20 protein-coding genes are annotated in these 25004 nt (G+C 40.6%); 7 read left to right on the top strand and 13 right to left on the bottom strand.

From position 1 onward, the window contains the following. Nucleotides 1-228: 228 nt before the first annotated feature. The 5 genes from trpA to GTQ43_RS24045 form a co-directional block, all read right to left on the bottom strand. Nucleotides 229-1056 carry a tryptophan synthase subunit alpha gene (gene trpA / locus GTQ43_RS24065; RefSeq protein WP_265276536.1) on the bottom strand — a complete coding sequence of 276 codons (828 nt, stop codon included), beginning with the start codon at nt 1054-1056 and terminating at the stop codon, nt 229-231. A gap of 109 nt (nt 1057-1165) precedes the next feature. Then, nucleotides 1166-1477: a DUF3007 family protein gene (locus GTQ43_RS24060; protein ID WP_265275228.1), complete on the bottom strand. Its 312-nt coding sequence runs from the start codon at nt 1475-1477 to the stop codon at nt 1166-1168. Between the two features lie 24 nt (nt 1478-1501). Next, nucleotides 1502-1714 carry an NAD(P)H-quinone oxidoreductase subunit L gene (ndhL, locus tag GTQ43_RS24055; protein ID WP_012412810.1) on the bottom strand — a complete coding sequence of 71 codons (213 nt, stop codon included), beginning with the start codon at nt 1712-1714 and terminating at the stop codon, nt 1502-1504. Nucleotides 1715-3194: 1480 nt separating this feature from the next. Further along, nucleotides 3195-4448 (bottom strand): glycosyltransferase, encoded by a 1254-nt coding sequence (locus GTQ43_RS24050; protein WP_265275227.1) that lies wholly within the window; start codon nt 4446-4448, stop codon nt 3195-3197. A gap of 83 nt (nt 4449-4531) precedes the next feature. Then, nucleotides 4532-4723, bottom strand: coding sequence for a hypothetical protein (locus GTQ43_RS24045; RefSeq protein ID WP_265276594.1), 192 nt, complete (start codon nt 4721-4723; stop codon nt 4532-4534). Between the two features lie 816 nt (nt 4724-5539). Between GTQ43_RS24045 and GTQ43_RS24040 the strand changes: the two genes are divergently transcribed. Continuing rightward, entirely contained in the window at nt 5540-5716 is a 177-nt protein-coding gene (locus GTQ43_RS24040; protein ID WP_265275226.1) for a hypothetical protein, read from the top strand. 512 nt (nt 5717-6228) lie between these two features. Here GTQ43_RS24040 and GTQ43_RS24035 read toward each other — a convergent pair. Beyond that, on the bottom strand, nt 6229-6951 hold the full coding sequence (locus tag GTQ43_RS24035; RefSeq protein WP_012408175.1) for a response regulator transcription factor: 723 nt from the start codon (nt 6949-6951) through the stop codon (nt 6229-6231). Nucleotides 6952-8286: 1335 nt separating this feature from the next. Here GTQ43_RS24035 and GTQ43_RS24030 point away from each other — a divergent pair. Continuing rightward, complete coding sequence (locus tag GTQ43_RS24030; RefSeq protein WP_265275225.1) at nt 8287-9621, top strand: hybrid sensor histidine kinase/response regulator; 1335 nt, start codon at nt 8287-8289, stop codon at nt 9619-9621. A 37-nt stretch (nt 9622-9658) separates the two neighbouring features. Then, nucleotides 9659-10783: a hybrid sensor histidine kinase/response regulator gene (locus tag GTQ43_RS24025; RefSeq protein ID WP_265275224.1), complete on the top strand. Its 1125-nt coding sequence runs from the start codon at nt 9659-9661 to the stop codon at nt 10781-10783. 1232 nt (nt 10784-12015) lie between these two features. Here the strand turns inward: GTQ43_RS24025 and GTQ43_RS24020 are convergent. Beyond that, nucleotides 12016-13455: an RtcB family protein gene (locus GTQ43_RS24020; protein ID WP_265275223.1), complete on the bottom strand. Its 1440-nt coding sequence runs from the start codon at nt 13453-13455 to the stop codon at nt 12016-12018. Between the two features lie 389 nt (nt 13456-13844). Here GTQ43_RS24020 and GTQ43_RS24015 point away from each other — a divergent pair, with 389 nt between their 5' ends. The 3 genes from GTQ43_RS24015 to GTQ43_RS24005 all read left to right on the top strand — a co-directional run bounded on the left by GTQ43_RS24015 (nt 13845) and on the right by GTQ43_RS24005 (nt 16777). After that, a complete protein-coding gene (locus GTQ43_RS24015) occupies nt 13845-14039 on the top strand; it encodes a heavy-metal-associated domain-containing protein (protein WP_265276535.1) in 195 nt (64 codons plus the stop codon). A gap of 208 nt (nt 14040-14247) precedes the next feature. After that, complete coding sequence (locus GTQ43_RS24010) at nt 14248-16530, top strand: heavy metal translocating P-type ATPase (RefSeq protein ID WP_265275222.1); 2283 nt, start codon at nt 14248-14250, stop codon at nt 16528-16530. Between the two features lie 19 nt (nt 16531-16549). Beyond that, nucleotides 16550-16777, top strand: coding sequence for a hypothetical protein (locus tag GTQ43_RS24005; RefSeq protein WP_265275221.1), 228 nt, complete (start codon nt 16550-16552; stop codon nt 16775-16777). 624 nt (nt 16778-17401) lie between these two features. Here the strand turns inward: GTQ43_RS24005 and GTQ43_RS24000 are convergent. Then, the gene (locus GTQ43_RS24000; RefSeq protein ID WP_265275220.1) at nt 17402-17821 is read right to left on the bottom strand and encodes a heavy metal-responsive transcriptional regulator; all 420 of its coding nucleotides are present in this window, start codon (nt 17819-17821) and stop codon (nt 17402-17404) included. Between the two features lie 472 nt (nt 17822-18293). Here GTQ43_RS24000 and GTQ43_RS23995 point away from each other — a divergent pair, with 472 nt between their 5' ends. Further along, nucleotides 18294-19382 carry an aromatic ring-hydroxylating oxygenase subunit alpha gene (locus tag GTQ43_RS23995; RefSeq protein ID WP_265275219.1) on the top strand — a complete coding sequence of 363 codons (1089 nt, stop codon included), beginning with the start codon at nt 18294-18296 and terminating at the stop codon, nt 19380-19382. Between the two features lie 234 nt (nt 19383-19616). On the opposite strand, the gene GTQ43_RS23990 is transcribed toward GTQ43_RS23995, so the two are convergent. From GTQ43_RS23990 to GTQ43_RS23970, 5 genes are all read right to left on the bottom strand, one after another. After that, entirely contained in the window at nt 19617-19865 is a 249-nt protein-coding gene (locus GTQ43_RS23990) for a hypothetical protein (protein ID WP_265275218.1), read from the bottom strand. Nucleotides 19866-20015: 150 nt separating this feature from the next. Further along, nucleotides 20016-21524, bottom strand: a complete 1509-nt coding sequence (locus GTQ43_RS23985) for a glycoside hydrolase family 25 protein (RefSeq protein ID WP_265275217.1) — start codon at nt 21522-21524, stop codon at nt 20016-20018. Then, nucleotides 21521-22921, bottom strand: coding sequence for a hypothetical protein (locus GTQ43_RS23980; RefSeq protein ID WP_265275216.1), 1401 nt, complete (start codon nt 22919-22921; stop codon nt 21521-21523). The genes GTQ43_RS23985 and GTQ43_RS23980 overlap by 4 nt, the downstream gene beginning before the upstream one ends. Continuing rightward, entirely contained in the window at nt 22908-23843 is a 936-nt protein-coding gene (locus tag GTQ43_RS23975; protein WP_265275215.1) for an AAA family ATPase, read from the bottom strand. The genes GTQ43_RS23980 and GTQ43_RS23975 overlap by 14 nt, the downstream gene beginning before the upstream one ends. After that, complete coding sequence (locus GTQ43_RS23970; RefSeq protein WP_265275214.1) at nt 23828-24814, bottom strand: DUF3450 domain-containing protein; 987 nt, start codon at nt 24812-24814, stop codon at nt 23828-23830. Before GTQ43_RS23970 ends, GTQ43_RS23975 begins: the two co-directional genes overlap by 16 nt. Nucleotides 24815-25004 lie beyond the last annotated feature (190 nt).

Below are 25004 nucleotides of genomic sequence, written 5' to 3'. Positions count from 1 at the left end.
GCTCCTTAATTGCGACGTAACTATAACCATTTGTGACTGACTCACTCTCACACTCATAAATTATGCCTACTTGAATTCACATAATACTCAAACTATAAGCGACCGGATCCGCTAGTTTTTTTACATCATGATATCTGATGTTAATATTCAAAACCATAATGGTCAAATTGTCTACCAAAGAACGGTAGAAAAACTACGCTGTTATACTTTTTAATCTACTTTTCCCGTCTAATCAAGAGGAGTATTTGTGCTGGTGTTGGTGGTGTTGATAGCTGTCTTGAGACTTTGGCAAAATTGGGCGATCGCATTTAGTCCTTCCTCTGGTGTCCCTTGGGCTAACCGTTTCACAAAAGCACTGCCCACAATCACTGCATCTGCACCCCATTCTCTTACCTGACGGGCTTGTGCTGCTTCAGAGATGCCAAAGCCGACACCGATAGGTTTCTCAGTAACACCACGAATTTGTTTGAGTAAATTGGATACGCGATTTTCCACTTGCGATCGCATTCCTGTTACCCCGGTAACAGTGATCAAATAAATAAATCCTTGGGAAGAACGAGCGATCGCTTCTATTCGTTCATCTGAACTCGTGGGAGCTATGAACAAGGTGAGATCAATTCCGATGGCGCTAGCTGGTTGGAGCAAGCTTGCGGCTTCTTCTAAGGGTAAGTCTGGTACTACCAATCCCGCTACGCCAGCCGCCGCAATTTCCTGGAGAAATTTGTCAATTCCTCGGTGCAAAATTGGGTTGTAATAAGTAAATAGGACAATGGGCGATCGCAGTTTGGGAGTAATCTCTTGCAACATTTCCAGCACCTGCTCCAATTTTGTCCCCCTTTGCAAGGCGCGGGTAGCAGCAGCTTGAATCACTGGCCCATCAGCCAGAGGATCGGAATAGGGTATACCCAGTTCAATAATGTCGGCTCCATTACGATCTAGAACCTGCAACGCTTTTGCGGTTGTTTCTAAATCTGGATCTCCAGCAGTAATAAATGGAATCAGAGCGCACTCATGATTTTGCGCCAGGGTTTCAAAGCAATCAGAAATTGCAGTCATTTCGTGAAGTGTTAATAGATTAGTGGTCATTGGTCAGTGTTCAGTGGTCACTTAGTCATTAGCTTTGGGCAAGTTACAAATGACAAATTACAACTGACCAATGATAACTTTACACCTGAGATTGCTCTTCTTGTTCTATTTCAGCTTGAATTCGTGCAAGTTCTTCGGGAGTAAGCTCATCTAGCCGCTTTTGCAGAAAGTCTTGCTCATACTGTTCCCGTTGTTGGTGGTAGGTCATTTTTTGTCCCACCGCACGGAAAAAATAGGTCGCTAACCAGCCAATTAAACCACTAACTAGTAAGACTTGGCTCCATATACCAGCTTTCTGATTATCCAAACCGACTAGCTGCAATCCTATATAAGCCAAGCCGCCGGCAAGAAAAACACCTAAGCCAATTCCAATAGCGTCAATCCGTCGCATGAGAGTTATGACCTACCAATTTCGTTAAACTTGAACTTGTCGCCGTTGGGGTCGGAAATTTGCAAACGGCGATAGAACCAACAAACCCGGAAAGAAGAAAAATACCAAAAAGTACATCAATAAACGCTCGATGGAGCTAGCTACATACCAACGCTGCTTCAGGTAGAACAATACAGCAATGGGGATTACCAGAAGGTAAGCTCCAGCCAAAATCAGATACAGCAGGGCGACAATCATAACTTTTTTGGTCTAAGCATCTGTTTTCCATCATAGGCTGAACAGCCAATCTGAGGGAAGTATAATCACAATCCTTTCAAGATAACTAAGCCAGAATTCCTTTTTTATATCCAGATTGATTGACAACAGGTAATATTATGCTACTATCGTAAATCTGCCAGCAAATAAATGCTTTAGCCACACCAGAGAGAAAAGTAATCTAGGTTGATTACGAAAAAAACTTCCGATTTAGGAAGCGATCGCACAATCTAAAAAAAATATTTTCAATCTAGTTGGACAAAAGACACAATTGATGGTGGAATAGATAAGGCGGTATTTGATGCCTCCAAAAAATAACTAGATTTATACTAGTTACTTAGCAAACACCTGCGGGGGTGTGGCGGAATGGTAGACGCTACGGACTTAGATAACTGAGCCTTGAAGGAGAAATCCCTCAAGTGGAAGCTCTCAAACTCAGGGAAACCTAAATCTGGTGACAGACATGGCAATCCTGAGCCAAGCCGAAGAAAGTCATGAGTGTTGAGTGCTGAGTAAATTTAAAACTCTTAACTCCTAACTCATAACTGTTCGGAAGGTGCAGAGACCCGACGGGAGCTACCCTAACGTTAAGTCGAGGGTAAAGGGAGAGTCCAATTCTCAAAACCTGATTTGGCTATTGCCATCAGGCAGCAGTGAAAACTGCGGGAGGATGAAAATCCGTTGACCGTAATAGGTCGTGTGGGTTCAAGTCCCTCCACCCCCACTAAAAATTAAAAACGCCAAAAAGCTGTTTGTAACTTAAAGGATAAAGTAGGCGCAGTCACTTAAACTGGTATCTATAGATATTTATATCATCAATAAGAGACTGTTTATATTGAAAGCCTAGATTTGTGGTAAAGGCAATTGATTTCCCAAATCCGTGCCTCTGAATCAAGTCGGCGAATCAAGAATAGTGGTAAGTAGTTGGATAAAGATATTTACAGTCATTGCGAGCACAGCGAAGCATAAGTCCTTCGGACGCGCTTCGCGAACGCAAGGGTTGGGATTGCTCATTGCGCTATCTCTACGAGACGCTACCGCGAACGCTTCATTTGCAATGACATTGTGTAATTAATTCTGTCCAAGTAGTTATCAATGTTCGGGGCGACTATGCTAGTCGCCAAATTAGAAAAAGTATTCAATTCGTACCTTAATACGGTTTGGTTAAGGTTATTTGATGAAAATAATAGATCCCAAATCCGCGATAAATCGCCGTCAGGATGAAGGACTGATGATTGAAAAGACGGCGATTTATCGCGTCTCTTACCTTAATCGAACAGTATTGATTCGTATCTCACAAAAGGAGAAACGCACCTTATTTCCTAATAAAAAGTCATAAGCATCTCAAAAATATCTAGATCGCCGCAAAACTTAATGAGTTTATAAACAGAATAAATCAACTATGCCCAAAATTATAACTTAGCTTATCTCAAACTGGCTAACACTCTTTGGCAACTTCGTATTAGAACTGCTGAAAGTACTTTTGTATAAGATTAATTATACAGTTGCGATCGTAATGTTTTATAGCAGCAGCACGAGCTTCATTTCCTAGCTGCTCGCAAAGAAAATCATTTCTAAATAATTCTAGGCAAGCCTGGGCAAAATCTTCAGGCTGATCTCGAAGCATATATTCTTTCCCGTCTATAATTTCTAGTCCTTCTGCTCCAACGCTAGTTGAAACAATTGGTTTTCCATACGCTGCTGCTTCGATGAGTTTAAGTCGAGTACCACCTCCAGATAAGATTGGGCAACAAACCACGCGAGTTTGGGCATAAAGAGCATCTATATCTGTGACAAAGCCTGTAAATTCAACTCCAGGAATATTATCAGTATAAGTACGAATATTCTCTGGATTCTTGCCAGCAATAATTAAGCGTGCTTCTGGCTGCTCTTGATAAATAAGCGGCCAAATTTTCTCTATCAAGAAATTAGCGCCAATAACATTATTAGGTGATTGGTGATAATTTCCTAAAAACAGCAAATTTGGGTTGCTAGGAAGCGAACTTTTTTCCGTCGGGATAGTCACAGCATTTGGTACTGTTTTAACCTGAGACTCATTAAATTTTTCTGAAATATATTTACGATCGATCTCAGAACAAACAAATGTTAAGTCTGAAATTGCAGTAGCATGAGCAAGTAGTAATTCTTTATAAATACTCTGAAAAAATAAAATAGGAACTGATTTAACATTCTGCCAGGGATTCTCTAAATAACGTAGCTTAGATATCCATAGTCTCTTGTAATAGTCAGTGTGATAAACATCATCAACATCAAAAAAAATATTGGGGAAGTTATAATCAGTACCTAATGCTGGGAGAATTGATAGTAATCTATTAAAGAATACTATGTCAGGTTTAATTATTTGAACTTTCTCTTTTAAAACTCTAGTTTCTAATGATTCTCTGCTAGCAAGCAATCTTTTCTGATTGTAATAACTCAAAGTTAAATCTATTGATTTTCTTACAAAATTACCTCTCATTCTATATGGACAAAGATATAGGCTAACCTGTTTATTGAATTTATTGCTTAAATTTGTTTCTATTTGAGTAGTTGTTTCTAATTTTAAATTTTCTTGTCCGTCATTAATATAGTAAAGGATGTGGATCTCAGAAATATCCTTGAGTGCATCGATAAAGAGTTCTATGCGTTTAAACCATCCATGTTTATCAGTTTTATCATCAGTTGGTAAGTGACATGTAACAATTAAAACTTTCATATATATCCTTCTAAAATAGTTTCTGTGCAAGATATTTTTCTCTCGATTAAGAGTCTAAACTTCAAAGCAAATTTGTATTTTACTTATTTAGGTAATTCATTAAATATAATACCTTTAATGCTTTCTCTGGACAAGTTGTGACTTTGGTCACAGGGGCAGCACAGCGATATTGACGAGGTGGGATAACTAGATCCGGCGGCGGTGGCACGAATACTATCAATCCACAGTTGTTGTGCTAACTCATGCCATGCTTGTAATTGTTCAAGGATAGCCACGATCGCTCTCTTCCTGGTATGGGAAATAAGTACAGCATTCACATCCTAGTCAACAAGAACAATTTTTTGCTCTAACAAATGATAGAGTTAACAGGCAGAAATTTTTTAACTTTCAAGCTCTATTTTAAGTACTTGCAAAGAAAAATATTTTTCCCCTACCTGCTGCTGTCGATTTTTCAAATAGAGCCTTCGCCATCTATGACTAATACTACCGAACCTTCAAATCAGCCATTACGAAGTGCATTCAAAGCCTCATTAGCTTCAGCTAAAGGGAAGAGACTTTTTCTACAAATCTACTCTTTGTAATCTTTAGAACTTTAGATATATACAATTAGATATAGAGTTAAATATTATAAATACATCTATCTAAATAGTTAAATAGTCAACAGAAATTTCAATAAATCAATCTACCAATTATATTAGATTCCTTCTTAATTATGGAAAGACGCTTTCATCTATGGGAAATGGTAAATTAGCTGGAATCAAGGGGTAAAATAGCAAATATACTCCCAATTACAGATTTATTTCAGTTAAAACTGTGACCAAAGAGGGTAGTCTGACAAGACTGCTTAAACACTACAAAAATGAATTTCACCCATTGACTAAGTCTGTGGTGCAATGGCGAAAGCTTATTAAATGAGTCAATCTGTTTATAGATATTATTGAGGCATTGAGTCAAAAATTTTGGTTAATAGTATCTAACTTAGCTACTAAGAATTAATAACGGAATGGCGCTAAGACTCATGTGAAACGCTTAAACAATTTCGCACAAGTGCGTACAGTATTCTTGGCTTTGCCGAGAATGCCTTATTTGACTTGATAAGTAGTCGGACAAAAATATTTACTGTCATTGTGAGCGATCGCGGAGCGTCTCGTAGAGAGGCTTACCCCTGCTACGCGGAGCGTCTCCAAGAGTTGCAATCCCAGCCAAGCGATCGCTACCCTTCTCTTAAAGGAGGTGCTGCTCCCTCCATTCGCAATGACATTGTGTAATTAATTCTGTCTGACTACTTAAAACGTAGTGGCTACTTTTCTTTCGCCAATCTGCAATTTACCACTAGTTTAGTATAGATTTGCTAAGAAACGACTACATTGGACGCTTCCAAATCTAAGCACTCCAGAACAGTGTGAGGGATGGAGCGATCTTTTACTATTGATGACTTGGCAATTTATGGTTAGCACGCGATTTTACCACCGACAACCCTCCATCCTGGCAAAAACCCAAACCCCAGCTGAATCCTAGACGAGTCGCTTAAGCGATCGCACAAGTTTTCACGGCAATTAGGACACCATCTGTTCCTCCCAAACCCCGTGGAAAGTCGCCTAGATGGACACAAGGACAAACTCGCACTTGTAGAATTCGTTTCCAACTGCTAAAAAAGCAACATTAAAACCAAAAGACAAATGCCACAATCTACTTCAACCTTTGATTTTTCAGGTCACTGAAGCGATCCTGTTTACTCTAAACTCCAGTTGTCTCCCTCATCTTCCCTACTCAAAACTCCTCACGCTACTAAGCCAGAACGTAAGGCCCTGACAGCAGCTTGGGTACGGTCATCGGCACATAATTTATTTAGAATATTACGAACATGGGTCTTTACAGTACCAACTGTAATATAGAGTTTCTCGGCAATTTGTCCATTACTACACCCAGCTACAATCAACTCCAGAATTTCCAATTCTCGTTGAGTGAGAGGGTATGTTTCCAAAACTTGCTCGTATTCTGAAGCTAGCGCCTCAATTTTTACAGTCTTCGGCTTATCAGAATTCTGGCTTTCTCCAGGAATACCTTGTCGCATTTTCCGCAATACCACGTTGGCAATTGCTGGATCAATCCAAGAGTTACCGCCGTGAGTTGCTTGGATTGCCTCAGTTAATTTACTGATGCTTGTTTCTTTCATGTAATAAGAATCAGCACCCGCCGCGAACGCTGCAAGTACAGCATCTTCTGTATGATCCATTGTTAGGATCAAAATTTTCGTTGTCGTTTGCCCCGTTTCAGCCTGGTGGCGTTTGAATTTACGGGTAAGTTCAATACCATCCATGTCAGGCAAACCAATGTCTACAACAGCTACATCTGGCTTTGCCGTTTCTAAAAGCTTTAGACCTTGGGTAGCATTTGCTGCTTCACCAATTACTTTCAAGGCGCTGTGAGATTGTAATGCCGCTCGTAGCCCCATTCGTGTTAAGTCGTGATCTTCAATTAAAATAATGCTTATTTCATTCATTGCTATACTTGCTCTTATGGTGTTTGCATCTTTCAAAGTATTACCTTTTGTAAGGGTTATCTTCTTATTTTCCCAAACCAAAGATAGATGATATTTCAACCACTATGCATCCACCGAGAGAAATAATAAATCTTCTATATTTTTATATTTAGATAGAGGGCATATCTAGCTGAAGATATATAGATAGTTGCACAAAAAGTATGAAATATTGAAACGAATGCTAAATTGCTTACCCTGGGTTGCCATGTTCCCTTCGTTAATTACTACTTATCTTGTATAAAGTTTTAAAAAAGATTACAAAAATGGATAAATTACCACAGGTCAAAATTGTGAATTTTTACCTATTATGGCAAACCTCACTTCCATTTCTCTCTCTGTGCAGAAGAGAGGCTTTGAATTTTCCTTAACCCTATAAGGATTGCAGATTAAGGGTTTAGGTTTTGGGGATTTTCCAAACAGTGCAAGTCCGCGATCGCCAGGAAAATCCTAACACAAGTCTTGCTATCGTTCAGAAAAGTGTCGAAATATCAGGAGGTAAGATTACTTGTAATTCGCAAATTCGGTATAGACAGTCCTTTCTTATTTACCCGATCTAACCAATCTGATGGGTAAAACTGCTCAAGCTTATGGTACGCAACTCTCACCAATGGCTGACGACGGTAGCTTGCTTGCTCATTTACAATTGTTTTAAGCTTGGTAAAGTATTTTATTTTACTTTATATCAGCGCTGTCTGTTTTTTCAGAGCAATAGTTTTCAGTTTGTTCATTGCTAGTTTTTTGAGAGTCATTGGTCATTTGCTAGGAGTTTAATTCCAATCCTCTGGTCAATTAACCAGATTCAGGATACAACAGATTAAATTCAACCAAAGTTAATACCTAGAATAGTCAGGAACTCCATGTCTAAGAACCATGTCATTACCCACATTGTTGTCACAGTTAAAATATTACACTCACACCCATCTCGCCCAGAACTTAAGTTTTGAGCTATTAGCCTTGGAATTATATTTCGCTGCTTATAGCAACGAAGGAAAAATTATTAGATGTGGATAATGACAAATACTAAAAACAGGAGCTTTAAAAGCCCTAATCTGACTAGATTAAGTGAAGGCTGAAAACGGAAATTTAGCTAGATATATCCTCAAGCCTTTAATCTTACCTAACTTTATGGAAATGATGAAAAGACTCAACAAGTATTGATTTGGATTCTCTGCTATCTGCCTTAGTTAATCAAGTTACAGATTTTAGATGTCCGAAAATATTATATTCTTTAGTTAGATAATCTGAAAAGAGAAATGTTATACATCAACCTATGTTTGGCGGCAAAAATAAAAACAGATGGAACAGACGGTGAAAATCTTGGTTGTAGACGATGACGAAGTAGACAGGATGGCAGTTCGTGATGCCCTGGTGAAAGCAGGTGTTCACATGGAACTGTCTGAAGTAAGCGATGGTAATGATGCGTTTTCTGCTTTAAGCACTGCTACATTTGATTGTGTTTTCTTAGACTATCACTTACTAGCCCAGGATGGTCTAACCTTGCTCCAACAGCTACGTTCTTCAGAAATTAAAGTTCCTTTAGTAGTTCTAACTGGTGAAGGAGATGAACAAAATGCTGTGCAATTAATCAAAGCTGGTGCTACAGACTATCTATCTAAGTCTAGGATATCTCCAGAAAATTTGGTACAGGTTTTGTGGAGTGCAATTCGGGTTTATCAGGCTGAAGTGCAGGTAGCTTTAGCCAATGAGCAGCTTAGAGAAAGTCATGAAGAACTCATTCGTAAGAACCAAGAATTGGAGAGACAACAGCAACAGATTCAAATGCAAAACTTCAAACTATTGGAGGCATCACGGCTCAAATCACATTTTTTGGCAACTATGTCACACGAACTCAGAACGCCCATGAGTGCTATTATTGGTTTTTCGCAAGTACTGCTGCGTCCTAAATTCGGCCAACTAACTCACCAACAAACCGATATGGTTGAGCGCATCTTAAATAATGGCAAGCATTTGCTGATGTTGTTAAATGAAGTTCTCGACTTTTCTAAGCTGGAGGCAGGACGATTATACTTCAAGACAGAAATATTTGATGTATCAAAAGTAATAAATCTGACTGTAGCTGAAATGCGTTCTCTAGCTGATGCTAAAAATCTACCATTGCTAGTGCAAAACGATTTGCAAAATGCTTTGGTATTTAACGATCCTGTTCGGATTAAACAGGTTTTGATTAACCTGCTCTCCAACGCCATTAAGTTTACTGAGTCTGGTGAGATTTGGGTTGAGGTTAAGGAACTACCTGCAAATCGAGTAGCAATTATTGTTCGGGATACAGGTATTGGCATAGCACCCAGAGATTTTAAACGCATTTTTGAAGCATTTAGGCAAGTCGATCAAACTATCACTCGCAAATATCCAGGTACAGGTCTGGGTTTGGCAATTATAGATTCGCTAGTGCGAATGATGGGCGGTAAAATTTTTCTGGAGAGTAAAGTGGGCATCGGTTCAATGTTTAAAATTGAATTACCGCGTCAAATTACATTATCAACTGTAGCAGCCAATGCTCCACCTTTTCAGTTAGATGGTGATGAGATTCTTTACTCTGCTCAAAATCCGCATCAGTCATCTTCTCAAGCTAAATCAGCACCGATAGGATATCCGAAATTTAAATTATAAATTACTTTCTAAAGAAGTTAATAAAAGTTGATAAATTATGTCTGTAGTTGAAAATAATAAAATTTATCGCATTCTCGCAGTTGATGATATTCGAGATAATCTCATTTTGGTTCAAGCAATTTTAGAAAGTGAGGGATATGAAATTGATTTGGTTTCAGATGGAATAAAGGCTTTGCAGCAAGTTGAAAAATCTCCACCCGATCTGATTTTGTTAGATGTGATGATGCCGGGGATAGATGGTTATGAAGTTACACGTCGAATTCGGAAAAACCCAGCAATTAGTTATATTCCAATTCTCTTGATTACTGCCTTTCATGAATCTAGCGTTGTCGAAGGTTTGGATGCTGGTGCTGACGATTTTATTCGTAAACCATTTGATACTGATGAACTACTGGCAAGGGTGCGATCGCTATTACGTCTCAAGCACAGTCTAGACGAACAACAAAAAATGGCTCGCCAACGCGAAGATTTTGTTTCTCGTCTGACTCACGATTTGCGAACTCCCCTAGTCGCTGCCGATCGGATGTTGAATTTGTTTGAGATGGAAACATTCTGCAAAATTTCGCCAGAAATGAAACAGGCGATCGCAGTCATGATTCGCAGTAACCAAAATTTGATGGAAATGGTAAATACCCTCCTAGAAGTCTATCGCTTCGAGGCTGGTAAAAAAACGTTGAATTGGGAAGTATGCGATTTACGTGAGATATCTCAAGAAGTAGTCAGCGAACTAAGTCCTCTAACTAATGAAAAAGGCTTGACTCTAGAAATAGATACCCGTGAATTAGATCCACTGAGTAAAAACCCTGGGATTATTATGGGCGATCGCTTGGAACTACGGCGGGTGCTAAATAATTTGATCGCCAATGCCATCAAATTTACAGATACAGGAGGGATCGCAATCCGCATTTTTGAAACATCACCTCATCCCGGAAATCAAGATTCGGTAACAATTGAAGTACAAGATACAGGATATGGGATTGCGCCCGAAGATCAGGCAACAATTTTTGAGCGATTTCGCCAAGGCAAAAATAAACGCTCAGGTAGCGGCTTAGGACTACATCTATCTCACCGCATTATAGAAGGGCATGCAGGAACTATCCAGGTTGCCTCTGAACTAGGTAAAGGTAGTTTGTTCACTGTGCAGCTACCTAAAAATACTTAAGTTCGGCATTACTGAATCGAGGTATGAACTTGAATGTAGAGACGTAAAATTTTACGTCTCTACAAAGATTTTTCATCGCAACGCACAATCGTTTTCATACCGCAATCAGCAATGCCTTAAATTCTTCTCCTTCACCTAACAGGGCAAAAGAAAGAAAAAGAGGCGTTACTGAATTCAGTTATAAAAATAAAATGATTTTGCATGATTTCCCAACCTTTATAAAGACGTTGCAATGCAACGTCTTTATAACAAAATTCATACATATAATTAGCAACGCAAAAAAAAGAAAATGAGTTAAAATTTATAATTCAAAATTATCAATGAAAACCAATACCAGCCTTGATAATTATTGTACACATCCTAGAGGAAGATGACCAGAATTGAGAAGAGCTATAAATTAATTTTGGTGTGTCGAATAACTGCTTTCTATGAAGGTTTAGCACTCCGCTAAACCTTTTTCATGTCTACTATGATGGTACGTCAATACACCAAACTACTTAAGTAAGGGAGATAGACACCATATTTCAAGTTAGGCAGATACAAAAATACCCCAATAGCGCTATCGCGCCTCAGCGATACCTTGGTGAGAGTGTAATTAATTTCGCTGAAAAGTACTTCTTAATTAGGAGATGCATATCATAGTAAAGAATGTTTAGCCTGATACTAAAGGAATAGAAAATATCATTACAATCTGCCTGGTTAGTGTTATTAAATAATATATATCAATCAGACTAATAACAAAAAAGCATTACTACCATGCGGACATCAATATTCGGATCATTCTAAGGATAGTAGAAATAACTATTTTACAAAGTTATTATTCAGCCTGTTAATGCCTGAAAAACGTGTATGCACCCTGGATATTATTCCAGGGTCTTTTTTGATGAAAACTCAGATTAGTTTCTGTAGCATGATGATTTGTAATACAAAGTAGAACTAAATTAATCTGGAATGTCTGCTTCAGCACTAAAAATATAGGTTTAGCTAAGTGCTAAACCTATTTTCTGAATCGAGTAAAGAAAAAGAAGTGTAGGCGTAGCCCGTCGTAGACATCGCTCTCGTTGATGACACTAGGTAAATTTCTATTTAAACTAACTGATTGCAAAATTATCATCAAGATTATACAGTAATTGCATTAATACGGATTTGCCATAGCTCCACAGATGTAATTCTAATATGAGGGAATAAAGATGGATACCCCTGGTCAACACCAGGGGCTTTTTATTTAGGGGCTACGCCTTAAACGTCAACACTGGACTCAACCGCGCCACAACGTCCACCATTTCTGCCTCAACTTGCACATCAATCACAGACTGAATCGGTTTGTAGGCGGTTGGTGCTTCTTCAATGCGGCGTTCTTCACGCAAGGTTATGCAGTCTATTCCGATTAATCCCAGTTCTACTTCACTTTGAGATGCACCTTTGCGGCTTAGGTCGAAGCGAGAATGAAGTCTTCCTGCCCCATGCGAGGCAGAATTGCAAAATGCCGCATTGCCTTTACCCACCATCAGATAAGAATAAGCACCCATTGAAGCAGGGATAATCACTGGTTGTCCTGCATGGGCGGGACAAGCGCCCTTGCGTGTTACCCATCCTTGACCTTCTGACAAGGTAATGTTGTGGGGCAAGTCATAAACTAGAGGTGCTTCCACATCTTTGTATACTTCCCGCAAACGCAGACGTAGCAATTCTGCTAAGAGGAGGCGATTGACAAAAGCATAGTTAGCAGCAGTTGCCTCAGCTTGCAAATAACTGGCGACTAATTCGGGGTGAGAATGAGTAGAGAGAGGAAAAATCAGAGAATCAGGGTACTTCAGACCTTTTTGCCAAGTTGCCTTAGCTTTATCTCGCCACATTCCCCCAATATACTTACCCACATTTCGAGAACCAGAGTGAATCATAAAAGCTAGTTGTCCCTCGCGTACTCCCCAAGCGTGGGCAAGGGTGCGATTCTCGACTTTATCAACTCGCTGCACTTCTACAAAATGATTGCCGCCGCCAATGGTTGCTAATCCACCATCGCGGACTAGTCCAGCATCGGGAACTAATTCTTCTGGCGCAAGTTTCCAGTTACCATCCATTGAACCACCTAAGAAGATGCGATCGCTCTCTTGGGCTAGTTGTTGCCAATCAGATTTGATTACACTACCCGTAGGCTGATCTAGCATGGCATCTAGCCAACCGAGAATTCCGTATTGAAATAGCGATCGCATTGCCTTAGCAGTCATTGTCACATCACGCGTACCAAAGAAGTAATCCCCCTTCATTTTTTCTACGAATTGGTCGCGCTTTGTCAGGAATTCGTCGATTGTCAAATCAACAACGTGTAGGCGCATTCCACAATTGATGTCAGAACCGACAGCGCCAGGAATAACCTGACCCACAGTTTCCACAATTGAACCAATGGCAACACCTGCATCACCTGGGTGAAAGTCAGGGGTAGCACAGGCACGACAAACGCATCCGCCAGATGGGTGACGGACGCTTGCCAAATTCGCTAACTGCTTCAGCGCCTTAGCTTCTACGGGGAAGCCTTCTGGTAGTAGCACTTCTGCTACAGGGGCATCAGGAGAATTAACTAAACGGACAGAATAAGTATGATTGTTGTAACTTACATCCAAACCCTGCTGCCCTAAAGCCCGCAGGAGACGTTTTAAATTTTTTGGCTGCATGAAAACTCCAAATAGAGCCTTAAAAAAGACTCTTTGTTGTGAAGAGAGGAGGAGACTTGGTTCAGCAGCCGCGTCTCAAGTATTATTTTCCCGGAACTGGGGGGAAAACAACAGGTTATATAGCTTTGATAACACATGCTTTCTCGGATGACAAGGATTTTGTAGTACGTTGTATTTTTGATAGGCAACTGTTATTCAGTCAAACCAAAGTTATAAAGAAATTTGAAGTTTAGCAAAAAACTTTTAAAATTCTCTAGACTCTCCAGCCGGCTAGAGAGTCTAGTATGAATTCAAGGGGACTTTCAACCAGTTATTTCTGAATGTTGACAGTTATCCCTGAATCATCCAACTTGGTTTGGCTAGTTTGTTCATTTTTATCCCGTAAATCTATGACTCTCCAACTCACAGTTCCTAATATGTCTTGTTCTGTTTGTGCAAGCACCATCACCAAAGCACTTCAGGCAGTGGATGCCAATGCTAGCGTTCAAGCTGATCCCACAACCAAGCTTGTCAGTGTAGAAACTCAAGCATCAGAAACAGTAATTAAGGAAGCCTTGGCTGCTGCTGGCTATCCAGTCGGGTAAAGAAAGGGAGTAGGGGGAGATGGGGGAGCAGGGGAAGCAGGGGGAGCAGGGGGAGCAGGGGGAGCAGGGGAAGCAGGGGAAGCAGGGGGAGCAGGGGAAGCAGGGGAAGCAGGGGGAGCAGGGGGAGAAAGAATAAATAACTAATGCCCAATGCCCAATTCCCAATTCCTAATGCCCAATTCGCAATTCGCAATTCGCAATTCGCAATATGGATACTCTCACACTCAAACTTCGAGGTATGAGTTGCGCTGGTTGCGCTAACAATATCGAAAAGGCAATTCGCTCTGTTTCTGGGGTGATTGACTGCAACGTTAACTTTGGAGTAGAACAAGCTGCCATTAGGTACGATCGCTCTCTAGCAAGTTTAGAGAAAATTCAAGGTGCGATCGCATCTGCGGGATACTCTTCCTATTCACTCCAGTCAGAATTACTCTCTGAAGAAGATGATGCCGAGAAAGCGAGTAGGCAAGCATTACAACGCCAACTCTTTCTCAAGGTAGTTGTGGGAGGTGTAATCAGCATTTTCCTATTTTTGGGATCGTTACCGATGATGACTGGGCTGAACTTGCCCTTAATTCCCAACTTCCTACAAAATCCTTGGTTACAGTTAGTGCTGACAACACCCGTCGTATTCTGGTGTGGTGGATCTTTTTACCGCAATGGCTGGAAAACTCTTAAGCGCCATACGGCAACGATGGACACGCTGATTGCTTTGGGTACAAGTGCAGCATATCTATGTTCTTTGTTTGTGACTGTTTTCCCGAAATTTTTTATTGCTCAGGGCTTAATCCCTCATGTTTATTATGAAGTTGCCGCCATTGTTATTACCTTAATTTTGTTGGGGCGGTTGTTAGAAAATCGCGCTAGAGGAGAAACTTCTGAAGCCATCCGCAAACTGATTGGATTGCAAGCCAGAGATGCCAGAGTTATCCGTGATGGTAAAGAAATTGATGTTCCCATCGCTGAAGTCAGAATCAATGATGTGATTTTGGTGCGTCCTGGTGAAAAGATTCCGGTAGATGGCGAAGTGATTACAGGCGCTTCGACGGTAGATGAAGCGATGGTGACTGGTGAAAGTTTGCCAGTCAAAAAGCAGCCAGGAGATGAAGTGATTGGGGCGACAATTAACGGTGCTGGTGCATTTCAGTTTCGGGTGACGCGAGTCGGAAATGATACGTTTTTGGCTCAAATCGTCAAATTGGTGCAACAAGCCCAAGGTTCTAAAGCACCAATTCAGCGCTTGGCAGATCGAGTTACGGGATGGTTTGTACCTGCTGTGATTGCGATCGCGATCGCCACTTTCGTCGTTTGGTTTAATTTCACTGGCAACTTCACCCTAGCAACAATGACAACAGTAGGTGTACTTATTATCGCCTGTCCCTGTGCTTTGGGTTTAGCTACCCCAACTTCTGTAATGGTAGGGACGGGCAAAGGTGCAGAAAATGGTATCTTAATTAAGGGTGCAGACAGCTTAGAACTAGCACACAAAATTCAAACTATCGTTCTAGATAAAACCGGCACTTTGACTCAGGGAAAACCTACGGTGACAGACTTTGTAACTGTCAACGGCACAGCTAATGGTAATGAAATCAAGCTTTTACAGTTAGCAGCAACGGTGGAACGCAATTCTGAGCATCCTTTAGCTGAAGCGGTGGTGAAATACGCCCAGTCTCAAGAGGTGAGTTTAACAGATGCACAGAACTTCAGAGCTAATGCAGGTAGTGGTGTGCAAGGAGTTGTTTCAAATCAGCTTGTGCAAATTGGTACACAACGCTGGTTAATAGAACTGGGAATTAACACCGTGAGTCTTCAGCAGTATAAAGAAGCGTGGGAAACTGATGGTAAAACAGTCATTTTGATTGCTGTAGATAGCGAACTACAAGGAATCATGGGTATTGCCGATGCCCTGAAACCTTCATCAACAGCAGTGGTGAAAGTATTACAGAAGTTAGGTTTAGAAGTAGTAATGCTCACCGGAGATAATCGTAAAACTGCTGATGCGATCGCGGCGCAAGTTGGCATCCAGCGAGTATTTGCCGAAGTTCGTCCAGACCAAAAAGCAGCGATTATCCAATCCCTGCAAGGGGAAATAGAGAAATTTTCTAATTCAAAATCTAAAATTGTCGCAATGGTTGGCGATGGTATAAATGATGCGCCAGCCTTAGCACAGGCTGATGTGGGAATTGCTATTGGCACAGGAACAGACGTAGCGATCGCAGCTAGCGATATCACCCTAATTTCTGGAGATTTGCAAGGAATTGTTACAGCGATTCAACTCAGCCGCGCCACCATCAATAATATCAGGCAAAATCTCTTCTTTGCCTTTATTTACAATATCATTGGTATTCCCATTGCAGCTGGAATTCTCTTCCCCTTCTTTGGTTGGTTACTCAACCCAATTATCGCCGGGGCTGCGATGGCTCTTTCTTCGCTATCAGTTGTTAGCAATGCTCTGAGATTGCGTAACTTTCAACCAAAAGCTATCTCATAACTGTAGGGTAATTTAGGAAATGTTCAGTCAAAAAACGCTTTGGGGAAGCCTTGTAGCTTTAGTGCTTCTCACTGGATCACCAGGTGTAACATTAGCAGAAATGCCAGCCCACTCGTCAGAGCAAAACAGCCAATTTAACCACATAGAGCAACCTTTGGCATTGAAAGTTGGTGTTGCGATCGCAGGTTTTGCCTTAATTGGACTAGAGTTATGGTGGTTTCTCCTCTATAAAAGTTCTGAATCCTAAAGTAAAAGAGGCGTTGCTGAATCGAGGTATGAACTTGAATGTAAAGACGTAAAAATTTACGTCTCTACAAGGATTTTTCACCGCAATGCACAATCGTTTTCATAGGTGCGTATACAAAAATATTTATGTCATTGCGTAGGCGGAGCCTTCCCGTAGGGTACGGAATTAAATGTAGCGAAGCATAAGTCCTTCGGACACGCTTCGCGAAGGCAAGGTCTTGGGATTGCTTCATTCCGCTTTGCTCCATTCGCAATGACAAATGTATATTTATCAAGAAAGGCAGAGGGCAGGAGGCAGAAGGCAGAAGGGAATACTGCCTCCTCCCTCTGCCTGTGACCGAACCGAACTTGGGTATAAAACCCCACTGTCTATACGGTGCTTACAATTGGTTGGGGTCTGAATCCCCAACGAAAAAGTTCCTTCTGCCCTCTGCCCTCTGCCTTCTGCCTTCTTCAATTTTGCATTATTACTTACCGCAATTAGCAACGCCGTAATAAAGAAACTGCTCGATCTTCTTTTTTTTCCGAACTGACGCAAACCTACAAGCTTTAGGTTTGTATAAGTCGTACTTCTTTATTCTTTTCTATTTCTTTGTATTCAGCATTGAGGTATTTAAATTACGAATTAAGACTTATTTTGAATAATGGGACAAATTGTATCTTTATGGTGGTCGTTGATATTCTTCCAGCCTGAAAGTAATCCCTTGATTTCAGACCGTAAAGTTAATAACTGATCCATTTGGCGGTCAATTTGCAAAAGCTTGTCTTCGAGCTTTTCTTTAATTTCACCACAGGGAGCTTGACCTTGGTCATAGACCTGAAGAATATTTCCAATTTCTTCTAAGCTAAGACCAAGATTCTGTGCCCTTTTAATAAACGCTAGACGAGTCAGTACATCCAATGAGAACTGGCGAAAGCCTCCCTCTGTTCGTCTAGAAGATTTGAGTAAGCCTAAACTCTCATAATAGCGAATTGTCCTGATAGGGATTCCGCTTATATCTGTTACCTGGCCAATTAAAAGCAGTTTTTCATCCTGAGTTAACACGGCAGACCCTCCCAACTCTTGTAACTATTATCACATATTTTAGTAGTTGCTATAGCAGTCATAAATCATTTCTGAAAACTATACATCTCTTTCTTCTTTCTTCCCTTTGCGTCCTTTGCGTCCTTTGCGGTTCGTTTCCTTCTCCATATTTTTCACGAATCAAATAGGACTGCTATAAGTCATTTGATGGTTTGGCAAAATATTGGCATCGGTAGTTTAACTTTTTATCTAATTAGAGCTTTTACTAAGTCTTGATTTTCCAAATATCTCTTAGTAATGGAAAGTAGCTATATAATCTTATATTTAGTTGACATAATTGTAACATTTTTAAATAAAATTAATTAAAGTTTTGCCTCTTGATTTTTATCTATTTATTGGATAGTCGGTTGTCATGGTACTGAAAGTAACTGTTTTTTAAAAGTTTCCATGTTACTTCTAGATCAATTGCTTCACCTCAAGTGAAACTATAAAAATGAATCTAAACTCGCAGACTTTTAGCTCAACACGTAAACCTAAAAATTTTAATAATCCAGAGCGTTTTATTGAGGGATGGTATTGGGTAATCCCCTCTCGAAATCTGCGGTTGGGTGAGGTAAAACCTGTCAAGATTTTGGGCAGAGAACTAGTAATTTACCGTGGTAAAGACAAAAGAGTAGCTACCTTTGATGCCTACTGTCCTCACATGGGCGCTCACCTTGCTGAAGGTAAAGTTGAAGGTAATGCACTCCGTTGTTTTTTTCACCACTGGAAGTTTGATGGTGAAGGGATGTGTATTGATATTCCATGTTTAGATACGCCGCCTTCCCTAAAGTTACAAACTTGGCCCACTGCTGAGAAGTACGGCATGATTTGGGTTTGGACTGGAGAGATACCACAACAACCCCTACCTTTTATTCCAGAGTTGGAACAAAAAGAGTGTGATGTTACCATCCATTCTCACTTTGTGATGAACTGTCACCCCAATGTGGTGATGATTAACGCCATCGATGCTCAACACATCAATACAGTCCACGAACTGCCAATAGAAATCATTTTTGAAAGACAAGAACTGAACGAAAATGCAATTATCTTTAGTAATATTACACCCATTAAAGATAGTTCATCTTTCATTAAGCTTATCCGTCTTGTCTACAAAAATGTCATAACTTACAGTGTTTGTTATTGGTATGGTAGCATTGGCATTGTAACACTTGGCCCCGATTTCTTTCATGTTCACACCATGTTTGCAGTTCGCCTCCATGAGGGTGGAAAAGCTGAAGGTCAAATCTTGTTAATGACTAAGAAACGTAAAGGATTTTTTGGTTGGTTATGCAATCGAATTGTTTTGTGGCTAACCAAGATTGCAGGTAAATTCTTTCTCATGGGTGACATCAAGATTGTCCAAACAATTAAGTTTGATTTAAAAACTCCCCTTAAAGCAGATCAGCCAATCATCCACTTTATTAACCATATTGAAAAACAGCAATCCCTAATGTGGGGAACTTGGCAAGAAGCGCGATCGCGCGATGTGGAGAGTAAGCCCAAGCGGGAGAGATGGCAAGATACAATGAGTAATGATTAATATCATGTCTATAATTGACCAAAGTTCTGTTGAAGGTTGCAAAGCCATCACTTCACAGGCTAATTATTTTATGGTCTATTAAACGGACATGATATAAAAACTAATAAAAGTTAAAAGTTCAACAAATTACTTTTAACTTTTAATTTATTTTTTGCCGAGTTACTAAATTAATAAAAAGAAGTGGCAAAGCCACTTCCTAATTCCCAGGTAGAACCTAAGCCATAAGTATAACGACTACAAAAATTTGAAATAGTATAAACAAACACCAATTAACTGAATATCTCTATTTTCCTTGTTTTCTAGATGAGGAAATCCTGATTTCCATGCGCCAAATAACTGTATATTTACATAAGTCTTATGGTTGCAATGCTCGCCACCAATCAGTATATTTCGTATAGCCGTTGCATCTTTGACAGTGACTGGTAAATCTGCACTTATGCCAATGAATAATGCATAACCGTTGGTAAAGGTTTGGTTTATCATGCCCTATTTTTTTGGAGGTGAGAAATGCGATCGCACAGCCTTTTGTTGTTTAATACGAATTATAGTTTGCCGCAGTAATTTTTAATTACACACACTTAGAAAATTTTAAAGCTTTTAATGACCCAAAATACTATTATTGACCAGTTTTAGCTATTTTACTGGTGTGAAAGTTGGGCTAACAAGAGGCTCTGTAGCTTTTGTAACTTTTTGTCCAGATATGAGATTACGTAATTGGGATGTCACTTGGAATAGGGATGGCGACTTTGCAAAACATTTAAGGTCTTGTACTGAGCCGTTGAAGTAGTTCAAATCAGCTCTACCGCTAACGCCAGGTACACCAGATATGTCACCGTTATATTGATGGAATAGATATTTGCCCTGCCAAGGGCTAGGAATTGATGGTTGCTGAGTTCCGTAGTGGGCAATGAATAAAGGGTAACTAGCAAAATCAGATGGATTACCAAGCTCTTGCCAGAAGCTAGGGAAAGTATAAATAATTGGTTTGATTGTCCTTCCAGTCTGTTGTTTTAGCTCTTTTTCTACCTCTACTAACCATTGCTTGGCTGCATTGATGACAGTTTGGTTATCTACCTTATCTGTTACTTCTATATCTAAAACTGGTGGTAAATCTCCAGGTTCAAATTTACCAACAGTTTTTAAGAATTCTTTTGCTTGCTGAACCGGGTCAGATGTATGTGGGTGAAAGAAATGATAAGCACCCCGAATCATACCATCAGCTTTCAGAGTTCGCCAGTGATTAGGAAAAGCAGAGTCTTTGATGGCAACACCTTCTGTAGCTTTTACAACAGCGAAAGTCATACCAGAGTTTTTCACAGATGTCCAATCTACTCTACCGTCTTGATCTGCAACACCAATACCAAGTGCTTTGTCATTGCCTTGTGGCTCCATGAAAGACTGCATACACATGGGAATTGCTTTTGCTGGCTCGTAAAGATACCAAAAACTGACATTAACCAGTGCTAAAGCCAATCCAGAAAAAATTAAAGACTTAGGAAATTTATTTTTTGCCAATGGAGGCTCTACAGCCTTTTGATTGCTAGAGGCAAAGCTCCTCATCTTTCGAGCATCAATCAGTAGTTCCTCAAATTCTGCTAGTGGCTCTGCTAAAGTTTCTACCAATGATGCTAATCGAATTAAATCTGCTCTATCGGACTGATAGGCTTTTTTGAGAGTCGCTGTTAGTTCACTAGCTGCCTCACTGGGTTTAGTATATGCGATCGCTGTCCAATACTGAGCTTGAGCAAAGTCGCGCAGATCGGGATCGTCACTCTGAAGTTGCTGTTGTACATAATCAAGTAAAAACTTCGATAGTTCATTAATCCTCTGTTGACCAAACTTTTCGTCTTCCTGTAATCGCTTTAACAGCACATTTCGGATGGACAAATCCATTTCGTAGAGTTCATGCCCAGCTTCATCACAAAGACTAGAAAGCAACAGATCCGCTACCCCTATCCAGGGGATATCTAGCACTTGAGCGTGAATATCTCGTTGGAAATTAGCCCATATCCGATATAAAAGATTGGGTGTAAGCGCTAAGGGAAAAGCAGCATGATATGCCAAATACAGATGAGCTTTTCCGAATCGTTTACTAAAAGACTCTATACGTCGGTTAGCAACTTGAGGACTAATTTTGCTCATTTTCCCTGCTCCTCAAAGTTCGTAATTCGTCCGCGCAGCACATTTACAGCATCTTGTAAACCCCGACGATTGACTTCAAACATTGGGACAAGGTGGGCAATTTCTCCAGATGTTGTCCCAAGCCAACGCTTTTTAGGCATGGGATTCAGCCAAGCAATGTAACGTACCTTTTGTTTTAACTGGGCGAGAAATTTTTTGGTTAATTCGTAACGTTCCTCGCTATGGCCGCCACGGGCAGCGCCAGCATCACTATAAATTAATACAGCCGTCCGGTTAGAGCAATTGTGAGTGATGATATCACTGACTAACTCTGCTTGTTGATAATTGCGATCGCGGTAGAGATATTCAACGGGGCTGTTGTGAAAATAGTAAATCCCAGATTTGCCCAAACGACCCCCGCGCCAGGAAGTTGTTGCCAAACGATATGACATCTCGTGAAAAGGCACCATCGAGCCATCCTGGTCAATTAGTAATAGTAGTTCCGTTCGGTTTACTCGACGCGGTAGCAAAACAGGTTCGAGTAGTAAACCTTGATGTCCAATCTGTTTAACCGTTGCTTCTACGTCTAACTCTGTGCGTTGTCCTTCACGTACTGGACGGCGCAAGTAGCGCCAAATCTGCTTCATTTGCCGTTCAGTTACAGGAAGATACTCAGTGGTTAGGATGAAACGATTGTAGAGACTTTCCTCGCTTTTGCTAGTAGCTTGCAGCACGACCTGAGCTACTTGTACCTCATCTTTGATTATTTTTGCTAATTTTGTAGGAATCGGGGAAGCAATAGAAGTGAGATTTGGTTTGGGAAGCAAGGCACTGCGATCGTTATGTTCAGCCCTCCTCTGAAATATCCACCTAAAAAATATATATCCAGATCCAGCGCTTAAGTTTATAAGTGATAGCAAACTCCAAAAAATAAAATCTGGCTGGTTTGTGTCTTTTGGTGTTGCGGTTGGCTGTGCGGGTGACTGTGGGGTTGGCTGTGCAGTTGGCTGTGCAGTTGGCTGTGCAGTTGGCTGTGCGAGTGGCTGTGGTGTCGGATTTCGCTGTCTTAAAGTTAGCCCAACACCTAAGACAATTCCTACTCCGATAAACCCTAAAATCAAGTAGCGAGTAATTAGAGATAATTGATACTGCCGAGAATGTTTAACAACTTTTTCTGGCGTTGGCAAAATACTATTAATAGTTATTAATTGTTCAAAGTGATATTCAAATAATCGCAATTCTTCAGCAGATTTAATCCACAAAGTCTGACACAAACGTTTTAAAGCAGCTTGGTCATTAATCCCAAAGCCAGCTTGTATAGCTTGTAAAACTAACTGATACTCCTCTATACCGAGTGGTAAACCAGCTTCACGCAGTTTAGTAAAAAGTTCCAGTAGAGGCAAATCATTCACTTCCACGGCTCTGTCTCAAATAGCGTATATGGTCATCCCAACTTTTTAGCAACACGCCAGCATAAGGTATTTTGCCATCTAGTTTTGCCAGAGCCTCATCTTGAGGATAACGACTTAGAACGCGAAACCAGTCAATTAATTCGCTGGTGCTGACTTTTTTACCTGCCTCCCCTTTATCTTTTCGCATTTCTTCTCGCAGTAGAAAGAAGCGAACTATGGCTTTATATACCAAAGCTTGAGGTGAAGCAGGAAAAAGAGCGTTGATAATCTCTATCAACCGCTCACGACTAGGAAATTCTACATAGTGAAACAAGCACCGACGTAAAAAGGCATCTGGCAAATCTTTCTCATCGTTGCTGGTAATTAAAACAATGGGTGCTGCCTTAGCCTTAATTTCCTGACCTGTTTCCTCGACAATAAACCGCCGTTCATCTAATTCCAGCAGCAAGTCGTTGGGAAAGTCAATGTCAGCTTTATCAATTTCGTCAATTAGGACAACAGTGCGGTTGTCTTGCTGAAATGCCCGTCCCAGAGGCCCCCAACGTACGTATGTAGTTGGGTCATCAATTCGCTGAATTTGTTCTGCTGTCAGGCGATTGGAAGCTGCTAGTTGAGCATCCCGCAAACGTCCAACGGCATCATAGTTATATAAACCATCCCGCCCTCGACTGGTGGATTTGATGTACCAAGCTTCTAAGTTTAAACCTAGCTCGTAAGCAACTGCACTTGCAAGTTGAGTCTTACCACATCCCGGTTCACCTTTCAGCAGTAAAGGGCGTTCCAAATAAATCGCTAAGTTTACTGCTTCTACCAGTTCCGGGTTAGGCAAATAAGGATATAAAAGCTGTCCGTTCGCTCCCCTTTCTCCTAGCTGGGGCTGAACTTTACCTGTATATTCCAAGAGTTTTCCGCCTACAGCCTTAACCATTTTTCCTCTTCGTCATACCAATTACAGCCAGATAGTTGACAAATTTCGCCCAAAGCGGGTTCTGGAATGCCGTTATCACTATTTTTCAGTATTGTTTGTACTGTTTCATCTATCCGATCCATCAGTTTAGTAGGCAATTCGTCCGCCGCATATTCTAGCCAGTTAGTCAATTCATCGTCAGAAAACTGGTTAATCTCAGGCAGTTTCACAGGGTTATCTGGCTTCCAGTTAAGGTCAAGGCGTTCTACAAAAGGAATATTCCAACTACCGACGCAGCCATCATAATCTACTAGGAACATTAATAATTTGAATTGACTCCCTTGGGGGCTAGCTGTGTTAACTTTGGTCGCTAATACTAACCAGAAATCTTGGATCAGATCGTGCAAAAGAGTTTCTGAAAGACAATCGACATCATAAAAAATTAGCAGAACATTTTGAGTTAGCCACCATTGATAAACTCGTTCAGCAATTTCAGCAATTGAGCTTTGTCTACCTAGACCAACTCTACCACCAAGTTCACGCCACAATGCAGCACTGTCACTTCTCCGAGCAATGCGACTGAGTTCAATTCTTACAACTTTTCCCGTCATAATATTGGGGACATTTTGCCGCACTAACCGATTCAACAACCAGCGTTGACCATAGTACAGTGAACCGGAGATTAGAAAGGCTCCTACTGAATGAGTCTCAATAAATTTCCGAAATGCTCGCGTTTGCTCTCGATAGCCTAATTTCAACAACGCACGATACACTTTTCCACTAGATAAAGTTTGTTCCAGATCGGCTATCTGCCGATCTAATTCCTGTAGTTCGGTTCCAGTTTGTTCAATTTGCTTTTCTAATTGAAAGCGAATGAGAGTATCTGTTGCGATCGCATAATCGCGACGCAACCTTTTTAACTTCTCGGCTACTAGGGAATAATTCTCTTGTAATCCATCGATTTCGTCTTGTAGATGCTGCTCGGAGGACATGCAGGTACTTTTTGAGTTAACGATCTTTACTCAATACGACTCGCCAGATGATCGAGCTTGCAATCTGGTTTAATGTGTTGGTTTCAATAGCTGAAACATGATTGCGACACAAGATGTCACTTAATATAATTTCTTCTGTAAGAGTACTCCAAGTAAAAAAATGCCCAATTGTCATTGCGAGCGTTCGCAA

The sequence above is a fragment of the Nostoc sp. KVJ3 genome (assembly GCF_026127265.1).
In the GTDB taxonomy this organism is placed as follows: Bacteria; Cyanobacteriota; Cyanobacteriia; order Cyanobacteriales; family Nostocaceae; genus Nostoc.
This window is presented reverse-complemented; position numbering and strand designations above follow the sequence as displayed.